General features: G+C 63.7%; 16 protein-coding genes and 1 riboswitch. Of the genes, 7 read left to right on the top strand and 9 right to left on the bottom strand.

Annotation, left to right across the window (positions count from 1 at the left end):
• Nucleotides 1-7 precede the first annotated feature (7 nt).
• Genes ABE528_RS18710 through ABE528_RS18700 form a run of 3 tightly spaced genes read left to right on the top strand, consistent with a single transcriptional unit; the run spans nucleotide 8 to nucleotide 6,040 of the window.
• Nucleotides 8-4,897, top strand: a complete 4,890-nt coding sequence (locus ABE528_RS18710) for an Hpt domain-containing protein (protein WP_346653747.1) — start codon at nucleotides 8-10, stop codon at nucleotides 4,895-4,897.
• Nucleotides 4,890-5,363, top strand: coding sequence for a chemotaxis protein CheW (locus ABE528_RS18705; RefSeq protein WP_152955634.1), 474 nt, complete (start codon nucleotides 4,890-4,892; stop codon nucleotides 5,361-5,363). The genes ABE528_RS18710 and ABE528_RS18705 overlap by 8 nt, the downstream gene beginning before the upstream one ends.
• Before the next feature lie 59 nt (nucleotides 5,364-5,422).
• Entirely contained in the window at nucleotides 5,423-6,040 is a 618-nt protein-coding gene (locus ABE528_RS18700; protein WP_152955635.1) for a hemolysin III family protein, read from the top strand.
• A gap of 8 nt (nucleotides 6,041-6,048) precedes the next feature.
• Here the strand turns inward: ABE528_RS18700 and ABE528_RS18695 are convergent, their stop codons facing one another.
• The 3 genes from ABE528_RS18695 to ABE528_RS18685 form a co-directional block, all read right to left on the bottom strand.
• Complete coding sequence (locus ABE528_RS18695) at nucleotides 6,049-6,771, bottom strand: 16S rRNA (uracil(1498)-N(3))-methyltransferase (protein ID WP_346653746.1); 723 nt, start codon at nucleotides 6,769-6,771, stop codon at nucleotides 6,049-6,051.
• A gap of 55 nt (nucleotides 6,772-6,826) precedes the next feature.
• Nucleotides 6,827-8,233 (bottom strand): adenosylmethionine--8-amino-7-oxononanoate transaminase, encoded by a 1,407-nt coding sequence (locus ABE528_RS18690; RefSeq protein ID WP_152955637.1) that lies wholly within the window; start codon nucleotides 8,231-8,233, stop codon nucleotides 6,827-6,829.
• Between the two features lie 78 nt (nucleotides 8,234-8,311).
• Nucleotides 8,312-8,803: a hypothetical protein gene (locus ABE528_RS18685; protein ID WP_346653745.1), complete on the bottom strand. Its 492-nt coding sequence runs from the start codon at nucleotides 8,801-8,803 to the stop codon at nucleotides 8,312-8,314.
• Between the two features lie 212 nt (nucleotides 8,804-9,015).
• Between ABE528_RS18685 and ABE528_RS18680 the strand changes: the two genes are divergently transcribed.
• From ABE528_RS18680 to ABE528_RS18670, 3 genes are all read left to right on the top strand, one after another.
• Nucleotides 9,016-10,782 carry a flavin monoamine oxidase family protein gene (locus ABE528_RS18680; RefSeq protein WP_346653744.1) on the top strand — a complete coding sequence of 589 codons (1,767 nt, stop codon included), beginning with the start codon at nucleotides 9,016-9,018 and terminating at the stop codon, nucleotides 10,780-10,782.
• 211 nt (nucleotides 10,783-10,993) lie between these two features.
• Complete coding sequence (locus ABE528_RS18675; protein WP_152955640.1) at nucleotides 10,994-11,545, top strand: cytochrome b; 552 nt, start codon at nucleotides 10,994-10,996, stop codon at nucleotides 11,543-11,545.
• 34 nt (nucleotides 11,546-11,579) lie between these two features.
• On the top strand, nucleotides 11,580-12,179 hold the full coding sequence (locus tag ABE528_RS18670) for a YceI family protein (RefSeq protein WP_152955641.1): 600 nt from the start codon (nucleotides 11,580-11,582) through the stop codon (nucleotides 12,177-12,179).
• Nucleotides 12,180-12,245: 66 nt separating this feature from the next.
• Here ABE528_RS18670 and ABE528_RS18665 read toward each other — a convergent pair whose 3' ends face one another.
• From ABE528_RS18665 to ahcY, 5 genes are all read right to left on the bottom strand, one after another.
• Nucleotides 12,246-14,153 (bottom strand): DEAD/DEAH box helicase, encoded by a 1,908-nt coding sequence (locus ABE528_RS18665; protein ID WP_346653743.1) that lies wholly within the window; start codon nucleotides 14,151-14,153, stop codon nucleotides 12,246-12,248.
• 218 nt (nucleotides 14,154-14,371) lie between these two features.
• Nucleotides 14,372-15,160 (bottom strand): transporter substrate-binding domain-containing protein, encoded by a 789-nt coding sequence (locus ABE528_RS18660; protein ID WP_346653742.1) that lies wholly within the window; start codon nucleotides 15,158-15,160, stop codon nucleotides 14,372-14,374.
• Between the two features lie 64 nt (nucleotides 15,161-15,224).
• Nucleotides 15,225-16,301: a hypothetical protein gene (locus ABE528_RS18655; protein WP_152955644.1), complete on the bottom strand. Its 1,077-nt coding sequence runs from the start codon at nucleotides 16,299-16,301 to the stop codon at nucleotides 15,225-15,227.
• Nucleotides 16,302-16,395: 94 nt separating this feature from the next.
• Nucleotides 16,396-17,241 (bottom strand): methylenetetrahydrofolate reductase [NAD(P)H], encoded by an 846-nt coding sequence (gene metF, locus ABE528_RS18650; protein ID WP_152955645.1) that lies wholly within the window; start codon nucleotides 17,239-17,241, stop codon nucleotides 16,396-16,398.
• A gap of 126 nt (nucleotides 17,242-17,367) precedes the next feature.
• Nucleotides 17,368-18,777: an adenosylhomocysteinase gene (gene ahcY / locus ABE528_RS18645; RefSeq protein WP_152955646.1), complete on the bottom strand. Its 1,410-nt coding sequence runs from the start codon at nucleotides 18,775-18,777 to the stop codon at nucleotides 17,368-17,370.
• Nucleotides 18,778-18,798: 21 nt separating this feature from the next.
• Nucleotides 18,799-18,896, bottom strand: a riboswitch (S-adenosyl-L-homocysteine riboswitch).
• 178 nt (nucleotides 18,897-19,074) lie between these two features.
• Between ahcY and ABE528_RS18640 the strand changes: the two genes are divergently transcribed.
• Complete coding sequence (locus tag ABE528_RS18640; RefSeq protein ID WP_152955647.1) at nucleotides 19,075-19,476, top strand: hotdog domain-containing protein; 402 nt, start codon at nucleotides 19,075-19,077, stop codon at nucleotides 19,474-19,476.
• A 33-nt stretch (nucleotides 19,477-19,509) separates the two neighbouring features.
• Here ABE528_RS18640 and ABE528_RS18635 read toward each other — a convergent pair whose 3' ends face one another.
• Entirely contained in the window at nucleotides 19,510-20,745 is a 1,236-nt protein-coding gene (locus ABE528_RS18635) for a sodium:proton antiporter (protein ID WP_152955648.1), read from the bottom strand.
• Nucleotides 20,746-20,894: the final 149 nt, after the last annotated feature.

Here is a 20,894-nt window from a genome sequence, read left to right as displayed (position 1 = left end):
AAAACCCATGGCTTCTGCCGTCGTAAGCCCCGAGCGCCACGATACCGTGGCCCTGGCCTGGACCCGGGCCGCCATCCTCGATTGCCTGAGCCAGGCCCGGCAGGCCCTGGAACGCTTTGCCGGCGAGACCGACGACTTGTCGATGCTGGCCTTCGTGGTGGATAACCTGCATCAGGTGCACGGCTGCCTGCGCATGCTCGAGCTGCGCGGCGCCACCCGCCTGGCCGAAGAGCTGGAGCTGCTGGCCAAGGCCTTGGCCGAGGGCCAGGTGAGCCCCCGCGGTGACTGCCTGGGGCCGCTGTTCCGTGGCCTGGAGCAACTGCCGTCCTACCTGGAGCGGTTGCGCGGTGCGCGCCATGACCTGCCGCTGGTGATGCTGCCGCTGCTCAACCAGCTGCGTGCCTGCCGTGGCGTCGAGCCCCTGGCCCAGGCCAGCCTGATCAGCGGCGCCACACAGCGCTTTGCCGGCTCTGATGACCTGGCCAACCTCGACTTGTCGTTGGGCAACTGGCGGGAGCAGATGCAGGCCGGGCCGGGGCGTGATGCCCTGCGCTCGGTGATCAGCGCCCTGTGCGACGACCTGATGCGGATCAAGGAACGCCTGGACCAGTTCGTGCGCGGTGACCGCCAGCACAGCGAGGAGCTGGACACACTGCTGGCACCGTTGCGCCATGTCGCCGACACCCTGGCAGTGCTGGGCTTCCAGCAACCGCGCCGGGTGATCATCGACCAGGTGCTGGCGCTGCAGGCCTTGGCCCTGGGTGAGCGCGCGGTGGACGACGCGGTCTTGATGGATGTGGCCGGTGCCCTGTTGTACGTGGAGGCCACGCTCAACGGCATGGTCCTGCCGCTGGAGGAAGGCGGGCAGGGCGGCCTGCCCGGTTCCGACCTGGCCGAGATTCGCCAGCTGGTGTTGAACGAGTCGCTATCGGTGTTGCAGCAAGCCAAGGACCTGATTGGCGATTGCCTGGAGTCTGGCTGGCCGCGCCAGCGTCTGCAGCCACTGCCAGGGCTGTTGCAGCAAGTGCGCGGCGCGTTGGCGATGCTGATGCTGCCGGCCGCCGCCGAGGTGTTTGCCGGCTGCGCGGGTTATGTGCAGGGCTGGCTGCAGCACCTGGAGGTGGAACCGCCGGCGGATGAGCTGAACCATCTGGCCGAGGCCCTCAGCGCCGCCGAGTGCTACCTGCAATGGCGGGTCGCCGACCCGTTGGCCGACGCTCAACCGTTTCTTGACATGGCCCGGGCCAGCCTGACGGCGCTGGGCGTGCAGTGCAGCCATGCGGGCACGACCGAGGCGCAGGATGGCAGCGATGGCATCGATGATGAATTGCGTGAGGTGTTCCTCGAAGAAGCTGGCGAGTTGCTGCCGGAGATCGAGCGGCACTGGCTGCGCTGGCGCGCCGACAACAGCCTGCGCGATGCGCTGATCGAGGTGCGGCGTGACCTGCATACGCTCAAAGGAAGCGGGCGCATGGTGCATGCCGAGGCGGTGGCCGAGTTGGCCTGGGGCGCTGAACACCTGCTCAACCGGGTGCTGGAAGGGCGTATCGCCCTGACTCCGGAAGGCGCGGTGGCGCTGCAGCAGGTGTTCGTCCATCTGCCGGACCTGCTGGCCGACTTTGCTGCTGGCCAGTTGCCGCAGTTGAGCGAAATCGAACAACTGGCGAGCCACCTGCATGCCCTGGCCGAGAACGACACCCCGGTCAGCGCCGACATCGACGGCCTCGACCCGCAGCTGCTGGATATCTTCCGCAACGAGGCGCAGGGCCACCTGGCCAGCCTGGAGGGCTTTCTGCAGGGTGCCGACAGCCAGGGCAGCGAAGTCAGCGACAGCCTGCAGAGCGCCTTGCACACCCTCAAGGGCAGCGCTGCCATGGCCGGGGTCATGTCGATCGCCGAGCTGGCCACCGCTTTCGACCGCCTGGTGCGCGAGTACCGGGGGCACCAGCTGCCGTTGCAGGCGGCGGAGATGCACTGGTTGCACACAGCCCATGGTCTGTTCCTGCAGGGCCTGGCGCAGTTGGGCAGTGCGCCGTTGGCAGTCATCCCGGGGGCGGCCCAGCTGATCGAGCAGGTCGGCGAAGCGGTGGACCTGCGCCTGGCCAGCCTGCATGCCGAGCCCCAGCACACCCGCCACGGCAAGCGCGACCCACAGCTGATCGCCAGTTTCCTCGCCCAGGCCATGGACATCCTGCTGGATGCCGAGTCGCTGCTGTCGCGCTGGCAGCAGCAGCCCGGGCAGCGCGAACCGCTGGAGACCTTGCTCGATGAGCTGACCAGCCTTGGCCACGCTGCGCACCTGGCCGACCTGTGGCAGATGGATGCCGTCTGTGAGGCGCTGCTCGACCTCTACGGCGCGGTGGAAGAGGGCAGCCTGGGCGCCAGCCCGCGCTTCTTCGCCGTTGCCCAGCAGGCCCATGAAGCCCTGCTGGACATGCTCGACGAAGTGGCGGCCGGGCAGGAGCTCAGCCCGCGGCCCGACTGCGTCGACGCCCTGCGCGAACTGTTGGACGGTGCACTGGCGCCGGATGCCACCGGCTTGGTAAGCCCTGATGCGGTTACGCCGCTGGCTGGCTCGCTGGAGCAGGATGATGAGCCCGACAGCCCAGGCGACAAGGAGCTGCTGGAAGTCTTCCTCGAAGAAAGCTCGGACATCGTCGAAAGCGCCGCCGCCGCCTTGGCGCGCTGGCAGGCCGACCCGCGCAACAGTGTCGAGGTGGAGAACCTGCTGCGAGACCTGCATACCCTCAAGGGCGGTGCGCGCATGGTCGAGATCAGCGCCATCGGCGACCTGGCCCATGAACTGGAATTCCTTTACGAGCTGCTTGCCGCCGGGCGCCTGCCGCCGAGCGCGCCGCTGTTCGCGCTGCTGCAGAACTGCCATGACCGCCTGGCGCACATGCTCGACGCCGTGCGCCTGGGCCAGCCGCTGCACACCGCTACCGCTCTGATCGACTACATCCGCAACTTCAGCAGTGCCGCGCTGACCGACAGCGCAGCCGGCCAGGCCCCAGCCGACACCGCACCTGCGGAAGCACCGGCCGCGGCACCGGAGCGGGCGCCGGGCGACATGGTCAAGGTCGACGCTGAGCTGCTCGACGACCTGGGCAACCTGGCCGGCGAGCATTCGGTCATCCGTGGCCGTATCGAGCAGCAAGTCAATGACGCCCAGTTCGCCCTCAACGAGATGGAAACCACCCTGGAGCGCATGCGCGACCAGTTGCTGCGCCTGGACATCGAGACCCAGGGGCGGATCAGCAGCCGGCAGGCGTTCGAGGGCGATGCCTACGAAGATTTCGACCCGCTGGAAATGGACCGCCATTCGCAGTTGCAGCAGCTGTCGCGGGCACTGTTCGAGTCGGCCTCTGACCTGCTCGACCTCAAGGAAACCCTTACCCAGCGCGCCCAGGAGGCCTACAGCCTGCTGCAGCAACAGGCGCGGGTGAACAGCCAGTTGCAGGAAGGCCTGACCGCGACCCTGATGGTGCCGTTCGAGCGCCTGGTGCCGCGTTTGCAGCGGGTGGTGCGCCAGGTGGCCAGCGAGCTGGGCAAGCAGGTCGAGCTGGTGGTCGGCAATGCCGAGGGTGAACTGGACCGCAGTGTGCTGGAACGTATGGTCGCACCGCTGGAGCACATGCTGCGCAATGCTGTCGACCACGGCCTTGAGTCGCGCGAGGCGCGCCTGGCAGCGGGCAAGCCGGAGCAGGGCACCATTCACCTGAACTTGCTGCATGAGGGCGCCGACATCGTCATCGAGATGACCGACGACGGCGCTGGTGTGCCACTGGAGGCGGTCCGGCGCAAGGCAATCAAGCGCGGCCTGCTGGACCCGCAGGCGCAGCTGAGCGATCACGAGATCCTGCAATTCATCCTGCGCCCGGGCTTTTCCACGGCGGAGAAGATCACTCAGATTTCCGGGCGCGGCCTGGGCATGGACGTGGTCCACGAAGAGGTCAAGCAGCTGGGCGGCTCGATGACCATCGAGTCGGCCCAGGGCAAGGGCGCGCGCTTCCTGATCCGCCTGCCGTTCACCGTGTCGATAAACCGGGCTTTGATGGTGCACCTGGGCGAAGAGCAGTACGCCATTCCACTCAACACCATCGAGGGCATCGTGCGCGTGCCGCCGGCCGAACTGGTCGCCTGTTACCAGCTGGATGCCCCGCGTTACGTGTACGGCGGCCATGAATACGAGTTGCGTTACCTGGGCGAGCTGCTGCAAGGGCTGCCGCGCCCGGTACTGCTGGGGCAGAGCGTGCCGTTGCCGGTGTTGCTTGTGCACTCCCAGGAGCAGTCGTTTGCCATCCAGGTGGACAGCCTGTCGCCGAGCCGCGAGATCGTGGTGAAGAGCCTTGGCCCGCAGTTCGCCGCTGTGGCGGGTTTGTCGGGTGCGACCTTGCTCGGTGATGGCCGGGTGGTGCTGATCCTCGACCTGCTGGGCCAGTTGCGTGGCCAGCAGCGGCGGCTGGCGCGTCTGCCCGGTGGTAGCGGGGTGCAGCGCACCTTGTTCGGCCCGGCACCACGACGAGCCACGTTGGTGATGGTGGTGGACGACTCGGTCACCGTGCGCAAGGTGACCAGCCGCCTGCTGGAGCGCCATGGCATGAGTGTGCTGACGGCCAAGGATGGTGTCGATGCCATGGCCCTGCTGGAAGAGCACCGCCCCGACGTGCTGTTGCTGGACATCGAGATGCCGCGCATGGACGGCTTCGAAGTGGCCACCCGCATTCGCCGTGACGAGCGCCTGAAAGACCTGCCGATCATCATGATCACCTCGCGCACCGGGCAGAAGCACCGCGACCGGGCCATGGCCATCGGCGTCAACGATTACCTGGGCAAACCCTATCAGGAGTCGGTGCTGCTGCAGAGCATCGCCCACTGGAGCCAGACCCATGCTTGAACTGATTGCAGGGCAACGCAGCAGCCTCACCGGCCTGCTGCTGCCGCTGGGCGACCGCACCCTGGTATTGCCCAACGTCGCCGTGGTCGAACTGATCGGCCAGCGCAACCTGGTGTGCGAACCGGGCGACCCGGCTTGGCACCTGGGGTGGATCGACTGGCGCCAGCAGCATTTGCCGTTGATCGGTTTCGAGGCCGCGTGTGGCGGTGAGACGCCGTGTGGCGAGCGGGCACGGATCGTGGTGCTGAATGCGCTCGGGGACACCGGCTTGCGCTACCTGGCGGTGCTGCTGCAGGACATTCCACGCTCGTGCAAGCTGGACAGCCAGCTCAATTATGTGGATGTACCGCTGGGCAGCCTGGAACTGGCCGCTGTGCAGGTGGGCGAGCAGGTGGCGCGGGTACCGGACCTGGCCGGGCTGGAAAGATTGGTGCGTGACGCTGAACTGCAACCTGCGTTTGGGTAGGATGTAGCAGGAATGGATCCTGTCATGAACCCAGCCCGCTTCAGGAGGTCTGTGTTTGCATGTACTACGGTGAACGCTTCAATGCCTGGACCCACCTGGTCGGTGCCGTCCTGGCCTGTATCGGTGCCATCTGGCTGATCGTCGTCGCTGGCCTGCAGGGCGACCCCTGGAAGATCGTCAGCTTCTCCATCTACGGCAGCACCTTGCTGTTGCTCTACAGCATTTCCACCCTCTACCACAGCACCCGCGGGCGGGCGAAGGTGATCATGCGCAAGCTCGATCACCTGTCTATCTATCTGCTGATCGCCGGCAGCTACACCCCGTTCTGCCTGGTCAGCCTGCGTGGGCCCTGGGGCTGGAGCCTGTTTGGCGTGGTCTGGGGGCTGGCGGTGATCGGCATGCTGCAGGAGATCAAGCCGCGCTCGGAAGCGCGCGTCCTGTCGATCATCATCTATGCGGTGATGGGCTGGATCGTGCTGGTGGCGGTCAAGCCGCTGCTGAACAGCCTTGGCACTGCCGGCTTCACCTGGCTGGCGGCCGGCGGCGTGTTCTACACCGTGGGCATCATCTTCTTTGCCTTCGACAGCCGCTTCCGCCACTGGCATGGCATCTGGCACCTGTTCGTGATTGCCGGCAGCCTCATGCACTTCGTGGCGGTGTCGCTGTACGTGCGTTAGCTTTTTGTTTACGAAAAATCACCCCACAGCTGCTGCGCCACCGACAGCGCCACCACCGGCGCTGTCTCGGTACGCAGTACCCGCGGCCCAAGGCGGGCAGCATGGAAGCCAGCCGCCTTGGCCTGTTCGACTTCCGCCTCGTTCAGGCCACCTTCCGGGCCGATCAGGAAAGCCAACGTTGCCGGCTTGTCATGGCTGGTCAGCGGCTCGGCGACCGGGTGCAGGACCAGTTTGAGCTCGGCTTCGGTGCCCTTGAGCCATTCGGCCAGGGTCACTGGCGGATGAATGACCGGCAGGGTCGAACGGCCGCATTGTTCACAGGCACTGATCGCCACTTGGCGCCAGTGGGCCAGGCGCTTGTCGGCACGCTCGTCCTTCAGGCGCACTTCACAGCGCTCGCTGACGATCGGGGTGATTGCGTTGGCACCAAGCTCGGTGGCCTTCTGGATCGCCCAGTCCATGCGCTCGCCGCGCGACAGGCCCTGGCCGAGGTGGACCTGCAGCGGCGAGTCGGGCTGGCCGGGGAGGGCCTGTTCGAGGTTGACGCGTACCGTCTTCTTGCCGACTTCGAGCAGTTGGCCGAGGTATTCCTGGCCACTGCCATCGAACAGTTGCACGGCATCGCCAGGGGCCATGCGCAGGACGCGGCCGATGTAGTGGGCCTGGGCTTCGGGCAAGTCATGCTCGCCAAGGCTCAGGGGGGCGTCGATGAAGAAGCGGGACAGTCGCATGGGTTTGCTCGGTAGAAGAGAGACACAGGGATAGTGATATGGCGAACTGCCGGGGCTAGCCTGGGTCGCGGAAGTCGGGGTGGAAGTTGGCCGGGACGGCGACGCTGACGCTGTCGCGGGTGGCGATGTCGATGCCTTCGCTGGCCACCTCGGCGAGGAAGTCGATCTGCTCCGGGGTAATCACGTACGGCGGCAGGAAGTACACCACGCTGCCCAGCGGGCGCAGCAGGGCGCCGCGGGTCAGGGCGTGCTCGAACACCTTCAGGCCACGACGCTCCTGCCACGGGTAGGCGGCCTTGGTGGCCTTGTCCTGGACCATCTCGATGGCCAGGGCCATGCCGGTCTGGCGGATTTCGGCGACATGGGCATGGTCGGCCAGGTGCGCGGTGGCGCTGGCCATGCGCGCGGCCAGGGCCTTGTTGGCCTCGATCACGTTGTCCTGCTCGAAGATGTCCAGCGTCGCCAGGGCGGCGGCGCAGGCCAGCGGGTTGCCGGTGTAGCTGTGCGAGTGGAGGAACGCGCGCAGGGTCGGGTAATCGTCGTAGAAGGCCTGGTACACCTTGTCGGTGGTCAGGCAGGCGGCCAGCGGCAGGTAGCCACCGGTCAGGGCCTTGGACAGGCACAGGAAGTCCGGGCGGATGCCGGCCTGCTCGCAGGCGAACATCGTGCCGGTGCGGCCGAAACCGACGGCGATCTCGTCGTGGATCAGGTGCACGTCATAGCGGTCGCAGGCCTCGCGCAGCAGCTTGAGGTACACCGGGTGGTACATGCGCATGCCGCCGGCACCCTGGATCAGCGGTTCGACGATCACCGCCGAGAGGGTTTCGTGGTGTTCGGCCAGGGTCTGCTCCATGGCGGCGAACATATTGCGCGAGTGTTCTTCCCAGCTCATGCCCTCGGGGCGCAGGTAGCAGTCGGGGCTTGGCACTTTGATGGTATCGAGCAGCAGTGCCTTGTAGGTTTCGGTGAACAGCGGCACGTCGCCGACCGACATCGCGGCAATGGTCTCGCCGTGGTAGCTGTTGGTCAGGGTAACGAAGCGCTTTTTCGCCGGTTTGCCGATGTTCTGCCAGTAGTGGAAGCTCATCTTCAACGCCACTTCGATGCACGACGAGCCGTTGTCGGCATAGAACACCCGGTCGAGCCCGGCGGGGGTCATGGCGACCAGGCGCTCGGACAGCTCGATCACCGGCTGGTGGCTGAAGCCTGCGAGGATCACGTGCTCCAGTTGGTCGACCTGGTCCTTGATGCGCTGGTTGATGCGCGGGTTGGCGTGGCCGAACACGTTGACCCACCAGCTGCTCACGGCATCCAGGTAGCGTTTGCCGTCGAAGTCCTCGAGCCACACCCCTTCACCGCGGCGGATCGGGATCAGTGGCAGCTGCTCGTGGTCTTTCATCTGGGTGCAGGGGTGCCACAGGACTTTGAGGTCGCGTTGCATCCACTGATCGTTGAGGCCCATGGGCACTTCTCCTGGCTTACTGCCTGCTTTGACCGCGTAAGCCTAAGCAAAGCCAGGGGGCAGGACAACCGCTAGTGCTCAATGGCGGCAGGTGCGGGTCCATTCCAGCTTGCGGATATGTACGGTGCCAGCCTGTGAAGTGGAGATGGTCAGGCGGCGGAAGGGCCCTTCGATGAGCTGATGGTAGGGGTGCGTGGAAATCGGCCCCGGCCTGTAGTCGGTGTAGCCGCTGCCAGAGAGGGTCAGCCAGTAGAAGTTGCGCGGGACCGGGGCGATCAGGTCCATGTCGTAGCCATCGGTATCCAGCAACATCTGCACATCCTCGAAGTGCTGGTCGCTGACGACGTAATATTCCAGCCGCAGGCATTCGACTTCCTCGTTGAAGGCAATCTCCACGTCACTGTGCTCGCCGATCACCAGTTCGGTGCCATCTTCGCCTTTGAACGCTTCATGCAATCCGGTCCATGACGTGCCGTTGGAGCGGATTTTCAGGCCTGATGGGGTCTGTACTGTCTGGTTGTGCCACAAGAATTGTCGTTTTACCTGTGCGAAATGCTCCTCATAGGTCATCGTGTAGCTCCTGTTGTCGGTTTTTTCAGCCACTTTCGCCAGCTTCACCCAATGGCCGAAAGCCTGGCTACTGACAAAAATGCCAGTTGCCAAAGGCACTTGATGTCGCTGTGCTGGCAGGGTCTGAATACCTGACGTATTCTTAGCGCATCGTCTCTCGGGGCATTCCTGCCTCTTCTCATCCCTGCAATTTCAACTCGGAGTTCGCCGACATGGCTGCTGCTTGGGTGCGCCTGTGTGCGTTGGTATTGATCGGTGTGTCCAGCGGCGCCGCGCTGGCAAAGGACAAGACACCGTCGGCAATCGTGGTGGGTGGCGGCCTGGCAGGCCTGACCGCGGCGTACGAGCTGCAGAACAAAGGCTGGCAGGTCACCTTGCTGGAGGCCAAGTCGGGCATGGGGGGGCGTTCCGGCCTGGCCACCAGCGAGTGGATCGGCAATGCCAAGGCCCAGCCGGTGCTCAACCAATACCTCGACCGTTTCAAGCTTGAAACACTGCCCGCGCCGGAGTTCGTGCGTACCCCGGGCTATCTGATCGACGGTGAGTACTTCAGCGCCACTGACCTGGCCACCAAGCAACCGGCCACCGCCGAGGCGCTCAAACGCTACGAGAAAACCCTCGACGACCTGGCTCGTTCGATCGATGACCCGCTCAACCCGCAGGCGACCAGCACGCTGTTCGCCCTCGACCAGATGAACGTGTCCACCTGGCTGGACAAGCTGCAACTGCCGAGCACTGCGCGTCAGCTGATCAACCAGCAGATCCGTACCCGCTACGATGAGCCATCGCGCCTGTCGCTGCTCTACTTTGCTCAGCAAAACCGCGTCTACCGTGGGGTCAGCGACCGTGACCTGCGCGCCGCGCGCCTGCCTGGCGGTAGCCCGGTACTGGCCCAGGCATTCGTCAAGCAGCTGAAGACCATCAAAACCAGTTCGCCAGTCACGGCAATCGTGCAGGACAAGGATGGCGTCAGCGTCAAGGTCGGCAGCACGGACTACAAGGCCGATTACCTGGTGATGGCAGTGCCACTGCGGGCGCTGGCCAAGATCCAGATCACCCCTGGCCTGGACACCCAGCACGTGGCAGCGATCAAGGGCACGAACTACGGCTGGCGTGACCAACTGATGCTCAAGTTCAAGCAACCTGTATGGGAAAGCCGCGCGCGCATGTCGGGCGAGATCTTCAGTAACACCGGCCTCGGCATGCTATGGATCGAGCCCGCACTCAAGGGGGGCGCCAACGTGGTGATCAACCTGTCGGGTGACAATGCGCGTCTGCTGCAGGCCTTTGGCGACAAGCAGATGGTCGACCAGGTGCTGATCCGCCTGCATGCCTTCTATCCACAGGCCCGTGGCGCGTTCACCGGTTACGAAGTCAAACGTTACAGCGTCGATGCGGGTACCGGTGGCGCCTACCTGGCCTATGGCCCGGGGCAGATCAGCAAGTACTGGCGCCTGTGGGAGCGCCCGGTGCAGCGCATCACCTTTGCCGGTGAGCACACCGACGCGCTCTATCCGGGTACCCTCGAGGGTGCCCTGCGCAGTGGCCAACGCGCTGCCAGCCAGGTGCAGGACTTGCTCGCCGGCAAGTCGTTCGACCCGGCCAAGGCTGCGACCGTCGCAGCTGCGGCGACAGCCGGTGCAGCGGTGGCGAAGAAGGACAGCGGCGGGTTCTTCTCGCGCCTGTTCGGTGGTTCCGACAAACCTGAAGTGAAGGCTGCACCGGTTGCCAAGGCCGAGGAAGTCGCGCCAGCACCGGCCCCGGCCCCTGCAGCCGCCCCTGCTACCCCTGCACCTGCAGAAGTGGCCAAGGAAGAGCCGGCCAAGCCCGCCGCAACCAAGGCAGCACCGGCCAAACATGCACCGGCGCACAAGCCTGCGGCCAAGCAGGCGAAAAAGGCGGTTGAGCCGAAGAAAGCCACGGTCAAATCCGAGCCTGTGAAGAAGCCGGTGGCCAATACCCAGGCTCAGGCAAACTGATGTGAAATCAGCACTGGCCCTATCACCGGCAAGCCGGCGATAGGGCCAGCCCTGGCAGCCTCAAACTCTCCGACTATTGTTAATGTTTCCTTAATAGGAAACTCACACACTAATCATCGTATTTCTCGATAATCCAAAGCAGTTTTTTAAGCTTTTATTCGATACGTTACGCGATAGTCTGTGCACAGCTTTCACGGGGAACCACGTCATCATGCAACTGCGCAATTCACCTTCTCGCTATGGCGTGGTCAGCATCGTCCTGCACTGGGGCGTTGCATTGGCAGTCTTCGGCCTGTTCGGCCTGGGCCTGTGGATGGTCGACCTCGGCTACTACGACCCTTGGCGCAAGGCAGGCCCGGACCTGCACAAGAGCATCGGCCTGGTATTGCTGGCGGTCATGTTGCTGCGCGTGATCTGGCGTTTCATCAGCCCGCCACCACCGGCACCGGCCAACCACGGGGCATTCACCCGCGTGGCGGCCAAGCTGGGGCACCTGGCGCTGTACCTGGGGCTGTTTGCGGTGATGATCGCCGGTTACCTGATTTCCACTGCCGACGGCGTCGGTATTCCGGTGTTCGGCCTGTTCGAGGTGCCGGCGCTGATCAGCGACCTGCCTGATCAGGCGGACCTGGCTGGCGTGATTCATCTGTGGTTGGCATGGGGCCTGGTGATCTTTGCCGTGCTGCACGCCCTGGCCGCCCTGAAACACCATTTTATCGACCGTGACGCGACCCTGACCCGCATGCTGGGCCGCAAAGCTTGACTCTCAACCTCAATTGCATAGGAAGGAAGTAAGGATGTTGAAAAAGACTTTTGCCGCTCTGGCGCTCGGTACCGCTCTGTTCACCGCTGGCCAGGCCATGGCCGCCGAGTACAAGGTTGACAAGGAAGGCCAGCACGCGTTCGTTGATTTCAAGATCAGCCACCTGGGCTACAGCTTCATCACCGGTACCTTCAAGGACTGGGATGGTAACTTCAGCTGGGACCCGGCCAAGCCTGAAGCCAGCAAGATCGACGTCACCCTCAAGACTGTAAGCGTGGATACCAACCACGCCGAGCGTGACAAGCACATCAAGAGCAAGGACTTCCTTGACGTAGCCAAGTACCCCACTGCGACCTTCAAGTCGACCAAGGTGACCCCGACCGGCAAGAACGCCGAAGGCCAACTGACCGCCGATGTCGCCGGTGATCTGACCCTGACCGGCGTCACCAAGCCGGTGGTGATCAAGGCCACCTTCATTGGTGAAGGCAAAGACCCATGGGGCGGCTACCGTGCCGGCTTCGAGGGCAAGCTCGATATCAACCGCAAGGATTTCGCGCCCAAGTCCATGGACCTCGGCCCGCTGTCCGAGAAGGTTGAGCTGTACTTCGTGTTCGAAGGTGTTCAGCAGAAGTGATGTTGCTGTCCAGGCAATAAAAAACGCCGCCCATTGGGCGGCGTTTTTTTATGCCTGATGCGCGACTTAGCCCTTGCGGGTAAGCAGTGCTGGGCGCTCACCGCGAGGGCGGCTTGGCAGATCGTCCAGCTGCTCGGGTGTCGGGTAACGGTCGAGCTTGGATTCCTTGCGGATGATCACTGGCTGGTGCTGTTCGCGGGTGCTGCGCACTGCTGGCTCCTGCCGCGATGCATCGTCACGTCCAGCCGAACGGTTGCGGCCACCGCCATTGTTGTCACGACGGGCGCCACCACCATTGTTGTTGCGTGGGCGCTTGTCGCCGCTGGCGTTGCGCTGCTGGCCGCCAGCATTGCGGCCCTGGCCCTGGCCACCGCCGTTGTTGCTGCGCGGGGATTGACCCTGGCCCTGCTGGCTTTGCCCCTGGCCGGCGCCGCCTGGGCGGCGGTTACGGCCCTGGCCTTTGCCCTGGTAAGGGCTGACGTAGTCGGCGCGGTTGCCGAAGTTGTCCACGTCATCATCCAGGAATTCTTCCGGGTCGCGATCAGCAGCTGCTTTCGGCGCGCCGTTGCTGCTGGCTTGTTGCTGCTGCTGGCGAGGCTTCTTGTCACGCGGCTTGCGTGGCTGCTGCTGCTTGTCGCCGGACTTTTCCTTGTCGGCCGGCTTGTCAGCGGCCTGCTGCTTGGCCTTGCCTTTGTCCTTGCCCTTGTCCTTGCGGCCGCCGTTGGCGTCTTTGCCGCCTTCGCCACGGGCCTGCTGCTGGTTGCGGCCGCCGCGGCCGCTGTTCTGCTGGCGCTCGCGCACTTCAGGCTTTTCAGCTTCTACCTGGCTGGCATCGAAGCCCATCAGGTCGCCGTCCGGGATCTTCTGCTTGGTGACCCGTTCGATGCTCTTGAGCAGCTTTTCTTCATCCGGCGCGACCATGGAGATGGCCTCGCCCGAGCGCCCGGCACGGCCGGTACGGCCGATGCGGTGTACATAGTCTTCCTCGACGTTCGGCAGCTCGAAGTTGACCACATGGGGCAGTTGGTCGATGTCCAGGCCGCGGGCGGCGATGTCGGTTGCCACCAGCACGCGCACGCTATTGGCCTTGAAGTCGGCCAGGGCCTTGGTGCGAGCGTTCTGGCTCTTGTTGCCATGGATCGCGGCAGCGGTCAGGCCGTGCTTTTCCAGGTACTCGGCCAGGCGGTTGGCGCCGTGCTTGGTGCGGGTGAACACCAGTACCTGTTCCCAGGCACCCAGCGTGATCAAGTGCGCCAGCAGGGCACGCTTGTGGCTGGCGGGCAGGCGGTAGACGCGCTGCTCGATGCGCTCGACGGTGGTGTTCGGGGGGGTGACCTCGATGCGCTCCGGGTTGTGCAGGAGCTTGTCGGCCAGGTCGGTGATGTCTTTGGAGAAGGTCGCCGAGAACAGCAGGTTCTGGCGCTTGGCCGGCAGGCGGTTGAGGACCTTCTTGACGTCATGGATGAAGCCCATGTCGAGCATGCGGTCGGCTTCGTCGAGGACCAGGATTTCCACGTGGGCCAGGTCGACCTTGCCTTGGCCGGCCAGGTCGAGCAGGCGCCCCGGGCAGGCGACGAGCACGTCGACACCCTTGGCAATGGCCTGGATCTGCGGGTTCATGCCGACGCCGCCGAAGATGCAGGCGCTGACCAGTGGCAGGTCGCGGGCGTACACCTTGAAGCTGTCGTGTACCTGGGCGGCGAGCTCGCGGGTCGGGGTCAGGACCAGTACGCGCGGTTGGCGCGGGCCATGACGCTGGGATTTGTCGGGGTGGCCGGCCGGGAACAGGCGCTCGAGGATCGGCAAGGCGAAGCCGCCGGTTTTACCAGTACCGGTCTGTGCGGCAACCATCAGGTCACGGCCTTGCAACACGGCGGGAATGGCCCGCTGTTGCACCGGAGTCGGCTGGGTGTAGCCCGCTGCCTCGATAGCGCGGACAAGAGCCTCGGAGAGACCGAGGGAAGCAAAGGACATGGGCAATCCTGTTCTCGTTTGGGCTGGGCCCGTTGGGATATTCTGCCTGGCGCGACGGGCATCGAAGGGATGCGATCGCGTCCGGTCCAGCTGGGCTTTCACTGCACATCCGGGAAGCGGAGGGTGGACGCCAAGGGGCGTCAATGCCGATCGGGATGCCTGTTGCGAGGCCGAGCGTCCGGGCGTGAGCCGGGCGGGAAGGCCCGAGTATAACAGAGCTAACGCAGCGTGCTGCTTTCCTGCTGCTCAACGGCGCCGACAAGATCGCCTGCGTCGCCGATGTAGTGTTCGATAATCGCCTCGAACGCCGGTTCCTGCTTGAAACGACGCAGCTCTTCGGTAAACGCCTGGGCCAGTTGTTCGCGCCCGGGTTTGCGCGCCAGGCCCAGGTATTGCGCCTGACGGCTGATGACCAGGGGCAGCTCTTCGACCTGCTGTTCGAGGCCAAGCTGGTTTTGCAGGTAACGCCCGACCAGGCGGTCAGTGACCAGCAGATCGATGCGCCCGCGTATGAGTTTGCCAAAATTGGCTTCGTGGCTCGGCGCAGTTTCGCGGCGGAAATCCTCGGACTCATTGAACGCCGCGTCGTAGGCGTAGCCCGGCGACGTGCCTACGGTCAGGCCGGCTAGGTCATCCAGCTGGCGGATGGCATGGCGCCGATCGCTGGCCTGAAACAGCACGAACTCGACATCGGACATAGGCTCTGCCGGATAGACCATGTAGGCCTTGCGCGACTCGACCTGGAAAATGTCCATCACCCCGTCAGCCTGGCCCAGCTCCACCAAGGCCAGGCAGCGCTTCCACGGCAGGAACTGCCAGTCCACCTCGACACCCAGGCGGCGGAATACCTCGGTGGTGACTTCGTAGTCGATCCCTTTGGCCTGGCCACTATCGCGATACACATACGGTGCCCAGTCATCGCTGACCAGGCGCAGCCGCTCACCTAGCGCCATCGGGCTCAGGCAGGCGAGCAGCAGGGTGCACAGCAATTGGACGATGTGGGGCATGGCGCGAGATTACGCGCTCACCCGGAGCAAGGCCAGTGAAGATCAAAGGCCCCGGTTTTGGCCATCAGCGATGGGAAGCACGCAGCAGGTGCGCCTCGATATCCTTGCGCCGGTCGCCCAAAGACAGGCGCAGGCTCGGGTGACGCAGGCACTGGCGCAACTGCTCGGGTTCGATGCGCCCGTGGCGTTCGTTGAGGTTCTCCAGCGCCTTGTCCCACCAGGCCGTTGCACAGGCGCGATCGAACTCGTTGGGGTAGGGGTAGCAGCCGTACAGCAGCTCGCGCACGAACTGGCGCTCGCGGCTGGGCATGGTCAGGCTCAGTGCCTTGTAACCCAGGCGCTGCAGGGTCGGTGGGCGTGGCAGTTGGTCGTTGACCAATGCCACATCGGCAAGCGCCGCCGGCCCCAGTGGGTTATCGCCGTGTTTGCGCAGCCAGGCCTGGATCTTGGCGCGGAACTGGGCCTTGCGGCTCCAGTAGTGGTGGATGACGTCGGTGCATTCGGCCAGTTCCATCTTGCGGTAAGCGGCCACCGCCAGGCAGAACTCTTCAAGGGTGTAGGCGGTGCGGACCAACGGGTAGAACTCGTCCATCATGGCAATGGAGCGGTCCAGCACGTCGGTGTCCTCGGCGCACAGGCCGATCACGCCCGAGTTGACCAGCGGCATCTGGCGGTCGGCGAGGCCGCGTGACTCGAGAATGCCGAGCAGGTTGGTGTACAGCAGGCACTGCTGATTCGCGCCGTAGCGCGCGCCAATGGCATTGCACAGCAGCGTGCCGGGCTTGACCCGCTGGAACAGTTGCAGTGGCGACTTGCGGAAGAACGTATCGGTGTCGATCAGCACGGCCTGAGGGTGTTGCTGCAGCACTTGGCGCATCAGCACATGCTTGCTGCGAAAGTGATAGCCGTGGGGCTGGTTCCAGGCCTTGCGGGTAGCCTCGTCGAGCAGATGAACGGTTACTGGCAGTTTGCCGTAAGGCTCGGCGTTGTCGGTATAGACCTGGATGTCGATGGCCAGATTGGCCTTGCCCCCCAGCTGCGCGAGGGCGCTGACGATGCTGAAACAGGCTTCCTGATGATAGGTGGCGGGGCCGAACGCCAGGTATACGAGCTGAGGGCGAGATGGCAGGAAATGTTGCATTGCAGGCGACACCTATCAGAGCCAGAAAGTAAATAAGGCCCTAGTCTACGACTAAAGCCTTAATTGTTTCAGAATCTGTTGATGCCAAAAAGTTTCAGCGTGGCAGTTTCAGATTGTTCCAGATCGCCAGGCTCGCCTCGGCCTGGTTAAGGGTATAGAAGTGCAGGCCCGGTGCGCCGCCTTGCAGCAGTTGCTCGCACATGCGGGTGATGACTTCTTCGCCAAAGGCCTGGATGCTCGCCGTATCGTCGCCGTAGGCTTCCAGTTGCTTGCGGATCCAGCGTGGGATCTCGGCGCCGCAGGCATCGGAGAAACGCGCCAGTTTGCTGTAGTTGGTGATCGGCATGATGCCGGGCACCACCGGGATGTCCACGCCCATTTTCTGCGCACGCTCGACGAAGTAGAAGTAGCTGTCGGCGTTGAAGAAATACTGGGTGATGGCGCTGTCGGCACCGGCCTTGACCTTGTGCACGAAGTTGCCCAGGTCGGCCTCGAAGTTGCGCGCCTGTGGGTGCATTTCCGGATAGGCGGCAACTTCCAGGTGGAAGTGGTCGCCGGTTTCCTGGCGGATGAACTCGACCAGGTCGCTGGCATAACGCAGTTCACCACTGGCCATGCCCATGCCCGACGGCAGGTCGCCACGCAGGGCGACGATGCGCTTTATGCCGGCTGCCTTGTATTCGGCCAGCAGGGAGCGCAGCTCGTCCTTGGTGTCGCCGACGCACGACAGGTGCGGCGCGGCAGGGACCTTCACTTCGCTTTCCAGCTGCAGCACGGTGTTCAGCGTGCGGTCGCGGGTAGAGCCACCGGCACCGTAGGTGCAGGAGAAGAAGTCCGGGTTGTACGCGGCCAGCTGGCGGGCAACGCCCATCAGCTTCTCGTGACCGGCGTCGGTCTTGGTTGGGAAAAACTCGAAACTGTAACGGCGATCTTGGGACATCTGGCGTTCCTCGAGCAGCAAGCCTCAAGCAGCAAGCTGCAAGTAAAAGCCAGATCGGTGATGGCCGATCTGGCTTGGGCATCGTTCAGGTTTCGGCTTTGAAGCGTGTCGCTTCAAGCCTGCCGCTTAGTAGCGGTAGGCGTGCGGCTTGAACGGGCCTTCGACGGTCACACCAATATAGTCGGCTTGCTGCTTGGTCAGCTGGGTGACCACGCCGCCGAAGCCGCGGACCATTTCCAGGGCTACTTCTTCGTCGAGCTTCTTCGGCAGCACTTCAACGGTCAGGCGCTCGGCTTTTTTCTCGGCCGGCAGGTCAGCGAACTTCTGCTCGAACAGGAAAATCTGCGCCAGTACCTGGTTGGCGAACGAACCATCCATGATGCGGCTTGGGTGGCCAGTGGCGTTGCCCAGGTTGACCAGGCGGCCTTCGGCCAGCAGGATCAAGTAGTCGTCGTTCTGCGGGTCGAAGTCGCCGGCGCCGGTACGGTGAATCTTGTGTACCTGCGGCTTGACCTCTTCCCATGCCCAGTTCTTGCGCATGAAGGCGGTGTCGATTTCGTTGTCGAAGTGGCCGATGTTGCAGACCACGGCGCGCTTCTTCAGGGCCTTGAGCATGTTGGCGTCGCAGACGTTGACGTTGCCGGTGGTGGTGACGATCAGGTCGATCTTGCCCAGCAGCGCCTTGTCGATGCTTGCTTCAGTACCGTTGTTGATGCCGTCGATGAACGGCGAAACCAGCTCGAAGCCGTCCATGCAGGCCTGCATGGCGCAGATCGGATCAACTTCGCTGACCTTGACGATCATGCCTTCCTGGCGCAGCGACTGGGCCGAACCCTTGCCCACGTCACCGTAGCCGATCACCAGGGCCTGCTTGCCCGACAGCAGGTGGTCGGTACCACGCTTGATGGCGTCGTTCAGGCTGTGACGGCAGCCGTACTTGTTGTCGTTCTTGCTCTTGGTGACCGAGTCGTTGACGTTGATCGCCGGGACTTTCAGCTCGCCCTTGGCCAGCATGTCCAGCAGGCGGTGCACGCCGGTGGTGGTCTCTTCGGTAACGCCGTGAACGCGCTCCAGAACGGCAGGGTACTTCTTGTGCAGCAGTTCGGTCAGGTCACCGCCGTCGTCGAGGATCATGTTGGCGTCCCATGGCTGGCCATCCTTGAGGATGGTCTGCTCCAGGCACCACTCGTACTCTTCCTCGGTTTCGCCTTTCCAGGCGAACACAGGGATACCGGCGGCGGCGATGGAAGCGGCGGCCTGGTCTTGAGTCGAGAAGATGTTGCAGGACGACCAGCGCACTTCGGCACCCAGGGCAACCAGGGTTTCGATCAGCACGGCAGTCTGAATGGTCATGTGGATGCAGCCCAGGATCTTCGCACCCTTGAGCGGTTGCTCGGTGAGGTACTTGCGACGCAGGCCCATCAGTGCAGGCATTTCCGATTCGGCGATGATGGTTTCGCGACGGCCCCAAGCGGCCAGGGAAATGTCAGCGACTTTGTAATCGGTAAAACCAGCAGGCGTGTTTACAGCGCTCATTGAGAGCCTCCATTCGTAATGTGCGAATGGGCGCCGTTGTGCGTTAAGCGCCCGCGAGAGCGGACAACGCCCCATCCGAGCCTGACAGGCCCTAGCCTGCTGCAGCGCCCCTCGGACAGGTGGCGGGCATGACGCCGCTGTGGGCCGCCATGTGAAACGGCGAGGATTATAGCCGTGACGTGCTTCGAGCCCAAGGTTTTCTGTCGATTAATCGAGACGATAGTCGATCATCAATGGAGAGGCGGCGGCCGCTCTGCCATCATTACCGCACGTTAGCCAAGCCGGTCAGGAGTAAAGATGAACTTTCACACCCGCAAATGGGTAAAACCCGAAGACCTTAACCCCAATGGCACGCTGTTCGGTGGCAGCCTGCTGCGCTGGATCGACGAAGAAGCAGCGATCTACGCCATCGTCCAGCTGGGCAACCAGCGTGTTGTGACCAAGTACATGTCGGAAATCAACTTCGTCAGTGCCTCGCGCCAGGGCGACATCATCGAGTTGGGCATCACCGCCACCGAGTTTGGCCGCACCTCGATCACCCTCACGTGTGAAGTGCGCAACAAGATTACCCGCAAGAGCATCCTGACAGTCGACAAGATGGTCTTCGTCAACCTGGGCGAAGACGGCTTGCCAGCGGCCCACGGGCGGACCGAGATCAAGTATGTCCAGGACCAGTTCCCGGACTCTGCGGTGGAATGACGTTCCTGGGGCCGCAGAGCGGCCCCGGCATGCTCAAGGCTGTGCGCTGACCTTGCGCACTACGCGGCCAATGCTCAAACCCTGCACCAGGATCGAAGACAGCACCACGATGTAGGTGATCGACAGCAGCAGGTCACGTTCGTCGCCCATTGGCAGCGACAGCGCCAGTGCAACCGACACGCCCCCGCGCAGGCCACCCCAGGTCAGCACGCGGATGGTGCCCTGAGGCACCGGCCGCCAGCGACGCAACAGCATGATCGCTGGGGCCACGGTCAGCAGCCGCGACAGCAGCACCGCCAGCGCCAGCACACCACCCGCCGCCAGGTGCAGCCAGTTGAATGGCAGCAGCAACAGCTCCAGGCCGATCAAGGCGAACAGCAGGGCATTGAGCATGTCGTCGATCAGTTCCCAGAAACCGTCCATATAGCGGCGGGTCATGTCGTTCATCGCCAGGTTGCGGCCCAGGTTACCGATGATCAGGCCCGCGACCACCATGGCGATCGGTGCCGAAACATGCAGCTCGTAGCACATCGCCGAACCACCGATCACCAACGCCAGGGTCAGCATGACCTCGACCTGGTACTGCTCGACGCTCTTGATCATGCGGTAGGTGGCATAGCCGATCGCGCCGCCGAAAAGCACGCCGCCGATGGCTTCGCGGGCGAACAGCAGGGCGGTGTCGGCAACGCTCGGCGTTTCGCCCAGCTGGATGATGCCCAGCAGGACGGTGAACACCACGACCGCGGTGCCGTCGTTGAACAACGATTCGCCGACGATGGTGGTCTTCAATGGCTTGGAGGCATTGGCGGTACGCAGTGCGCCGAGTACGGCGATCGGGTCGGTCGGGGAGATCAGCGCACCGAACAGCAGGCAGTAGATCAGCGGTACCTGCCAGCCGAACAGGGCGAACACCCAGTGCGACAGGTAGCCGATCACCACGGTGGCGATCAGCACGCCCAGGGTGGCCAGCAGGCCGATCGGCCAGCGGTAGCTGCGCAAGTCGCTGAGGTTGACGTGCAGTGCACCGGCGAACAGCAGGAACGCCAGCATCCAGTGCATCAGCAGGTCGTTGAAGTCGATCTGGTTCATCAGGCCTTCGACGCGTTCTTCCAGGCCAGGGAAGCCGATCAGGCTCAGGCCCTGCAGTATCAGGGAGAACAGCAGCGCCGTGACCATCACGCCGATGGCGGGTGGCAGGCCGATGAAGCGGTAATTTACATAGGTGAGGAGGGTGGTAAGGCAGATAAACGCGGCAACTAGTTCAAGCATCCCGAATCCTGTGACAGTGGCTTCCAAGTCGTTACCCGAATGGCTCGGGCAGTTCTTTGATGATCTGGCGAGGGGGTCGGGACACACTTTTTGACTGTGCAGGTAGACCGCGTATCCGTTGTGAGGTTTCCTGTATGTAGCTTCAGGCT

The sequence above is a fragment of the Pseudomonas sp. TWI628 genome, assembly GCF_039673865.1.
Classification (GTDB): domain Bacteria; phylum Pseudomonadota; class Gammaproteobacteria; order Pseudomonadales; family Pseudomonadaceae; genus Aquipseudomonas.
Note: the sequence above shows the minus strand (reverse complement) of the source record. Positions and strands in the feature narration are given on the sequence as shown.

Excerpts from the sequence above, each read along its gene's own strand:
- ABE528_RS18670 (WP_152955641.1), top strand. The coding sequence starts at position 11,580 with ATGTTGAAAAAGACTTTTGCCGCTCTGGCGCTCGGTACCGCTCTGTTC.
- ABE528_RS18700 (WP_152955635.1), top strand. The coding sequence starts at position 5,423 with ATGTACTACGGTGAACGCTTCAATGCCTGGACCCACCTGGTCGGTGCC.
- ABE528_RS18675 (WP_152955640.1), top strand. The coding sequence starts at position 10,994 with ATGCAACTGCGCAATTCACCTTCTCGCTATGGCGTGGTCAGCATCGTC.
- metF (WP_152955645.1), bottom strand. The coding sequence starts at position 17,241 with ATGTCCCAAGATCGCCGTTACAGTTTCGAGTTTTTCCCAACCAAGACC.
- ABE528_RS18655 (WP_152955644.1), bottom strand. The coding sequence starts at position 16,301 with ATGCAACATTTCCTGCCATCTCGCCCTCAGCTCGTATACCTGGCGTTC.
- ABE528_RS18695 (WP_346653746.1), bottom strand. The coding sequence starts at position 6,771 with ATGCGACTGTCCCGCTTCTTCATCGACGCCCCCCTGAGCCTTGGCGAG.
- ABE528_RS18710 (WP_346653747.1), top strand. The coding sequence starts at position 8 with ATGGCTTCTGCCGTCGTAAGCCCCGAGCGCCACGATACCGTGGCCCTG.
- ABE528_RS18690 (WP_152955637.1), bottom strand. The coding sequence starts at position 8,233 with ATGGGCCTCAACGATCAGTGGATGCAACGCGACCTCAAAGTCCTGTGG.
- ABE528_RS18635 (WP_152955648.1), bottom strand. The coding sequence starts at position 20,745 with ATGCTTGAACTAGTTGCCGCGTTTATCTGCCTTACCACCCTCCTCACC.
- ABE528_RS18665 (WP_346653743.1), bottom strand. The coding sequence starts at position 14,153 with ATGTCCTTTGCTTCCCTCGGTCTCTCCGAGGCTCTTGTCCGCGCTATC.
- ABE528_RS18660 (WP_346653742.1), bottom strand. The coding sequence starts at position 15,160 with ATGCCCCACATCGTCCAATTGCTGTGCACCCTGCTGCTCGCCTGCCTG.
- ABE528_RS18685 (WP_346653745.1), bottom strand. The coding sequence starts at position 8,803 with ATGACCTATGAGGAGCATTTCGCACAGGTAAAACGACAATTCTTGTGG.
- ABE528_RS18680 (WP_346653744.1), top strand. The coding sequence starts at position 9,016 with ATGGCTGCTGCTTGGGTGCGCCTGTGTGCGTTGGTATTGATCGGTGTG.
- ABE528_RS18705 (WP_152955634.1), top strand. The coding sequence starts at position 4,890 with ATGCTTGAACTGATTGCAGGGCAACGCAGCAGCCTCACCGGCCTGCTG.
- ahcY (WP_152955646.1), bottom strand. The coding sequence starts at position 18,777 with ATGAGCGCTGTAAACACGCCTGCTGGTTTTACCGATTACAAAGTCGCT.
- ABE528_RS18640 (WP_152955647.1), top strand. The coding sequence starts at position 19,075 with ATGAACTTTCACACCCGCAAATGGGTAAAACCCGAAGACCTTAACCCC.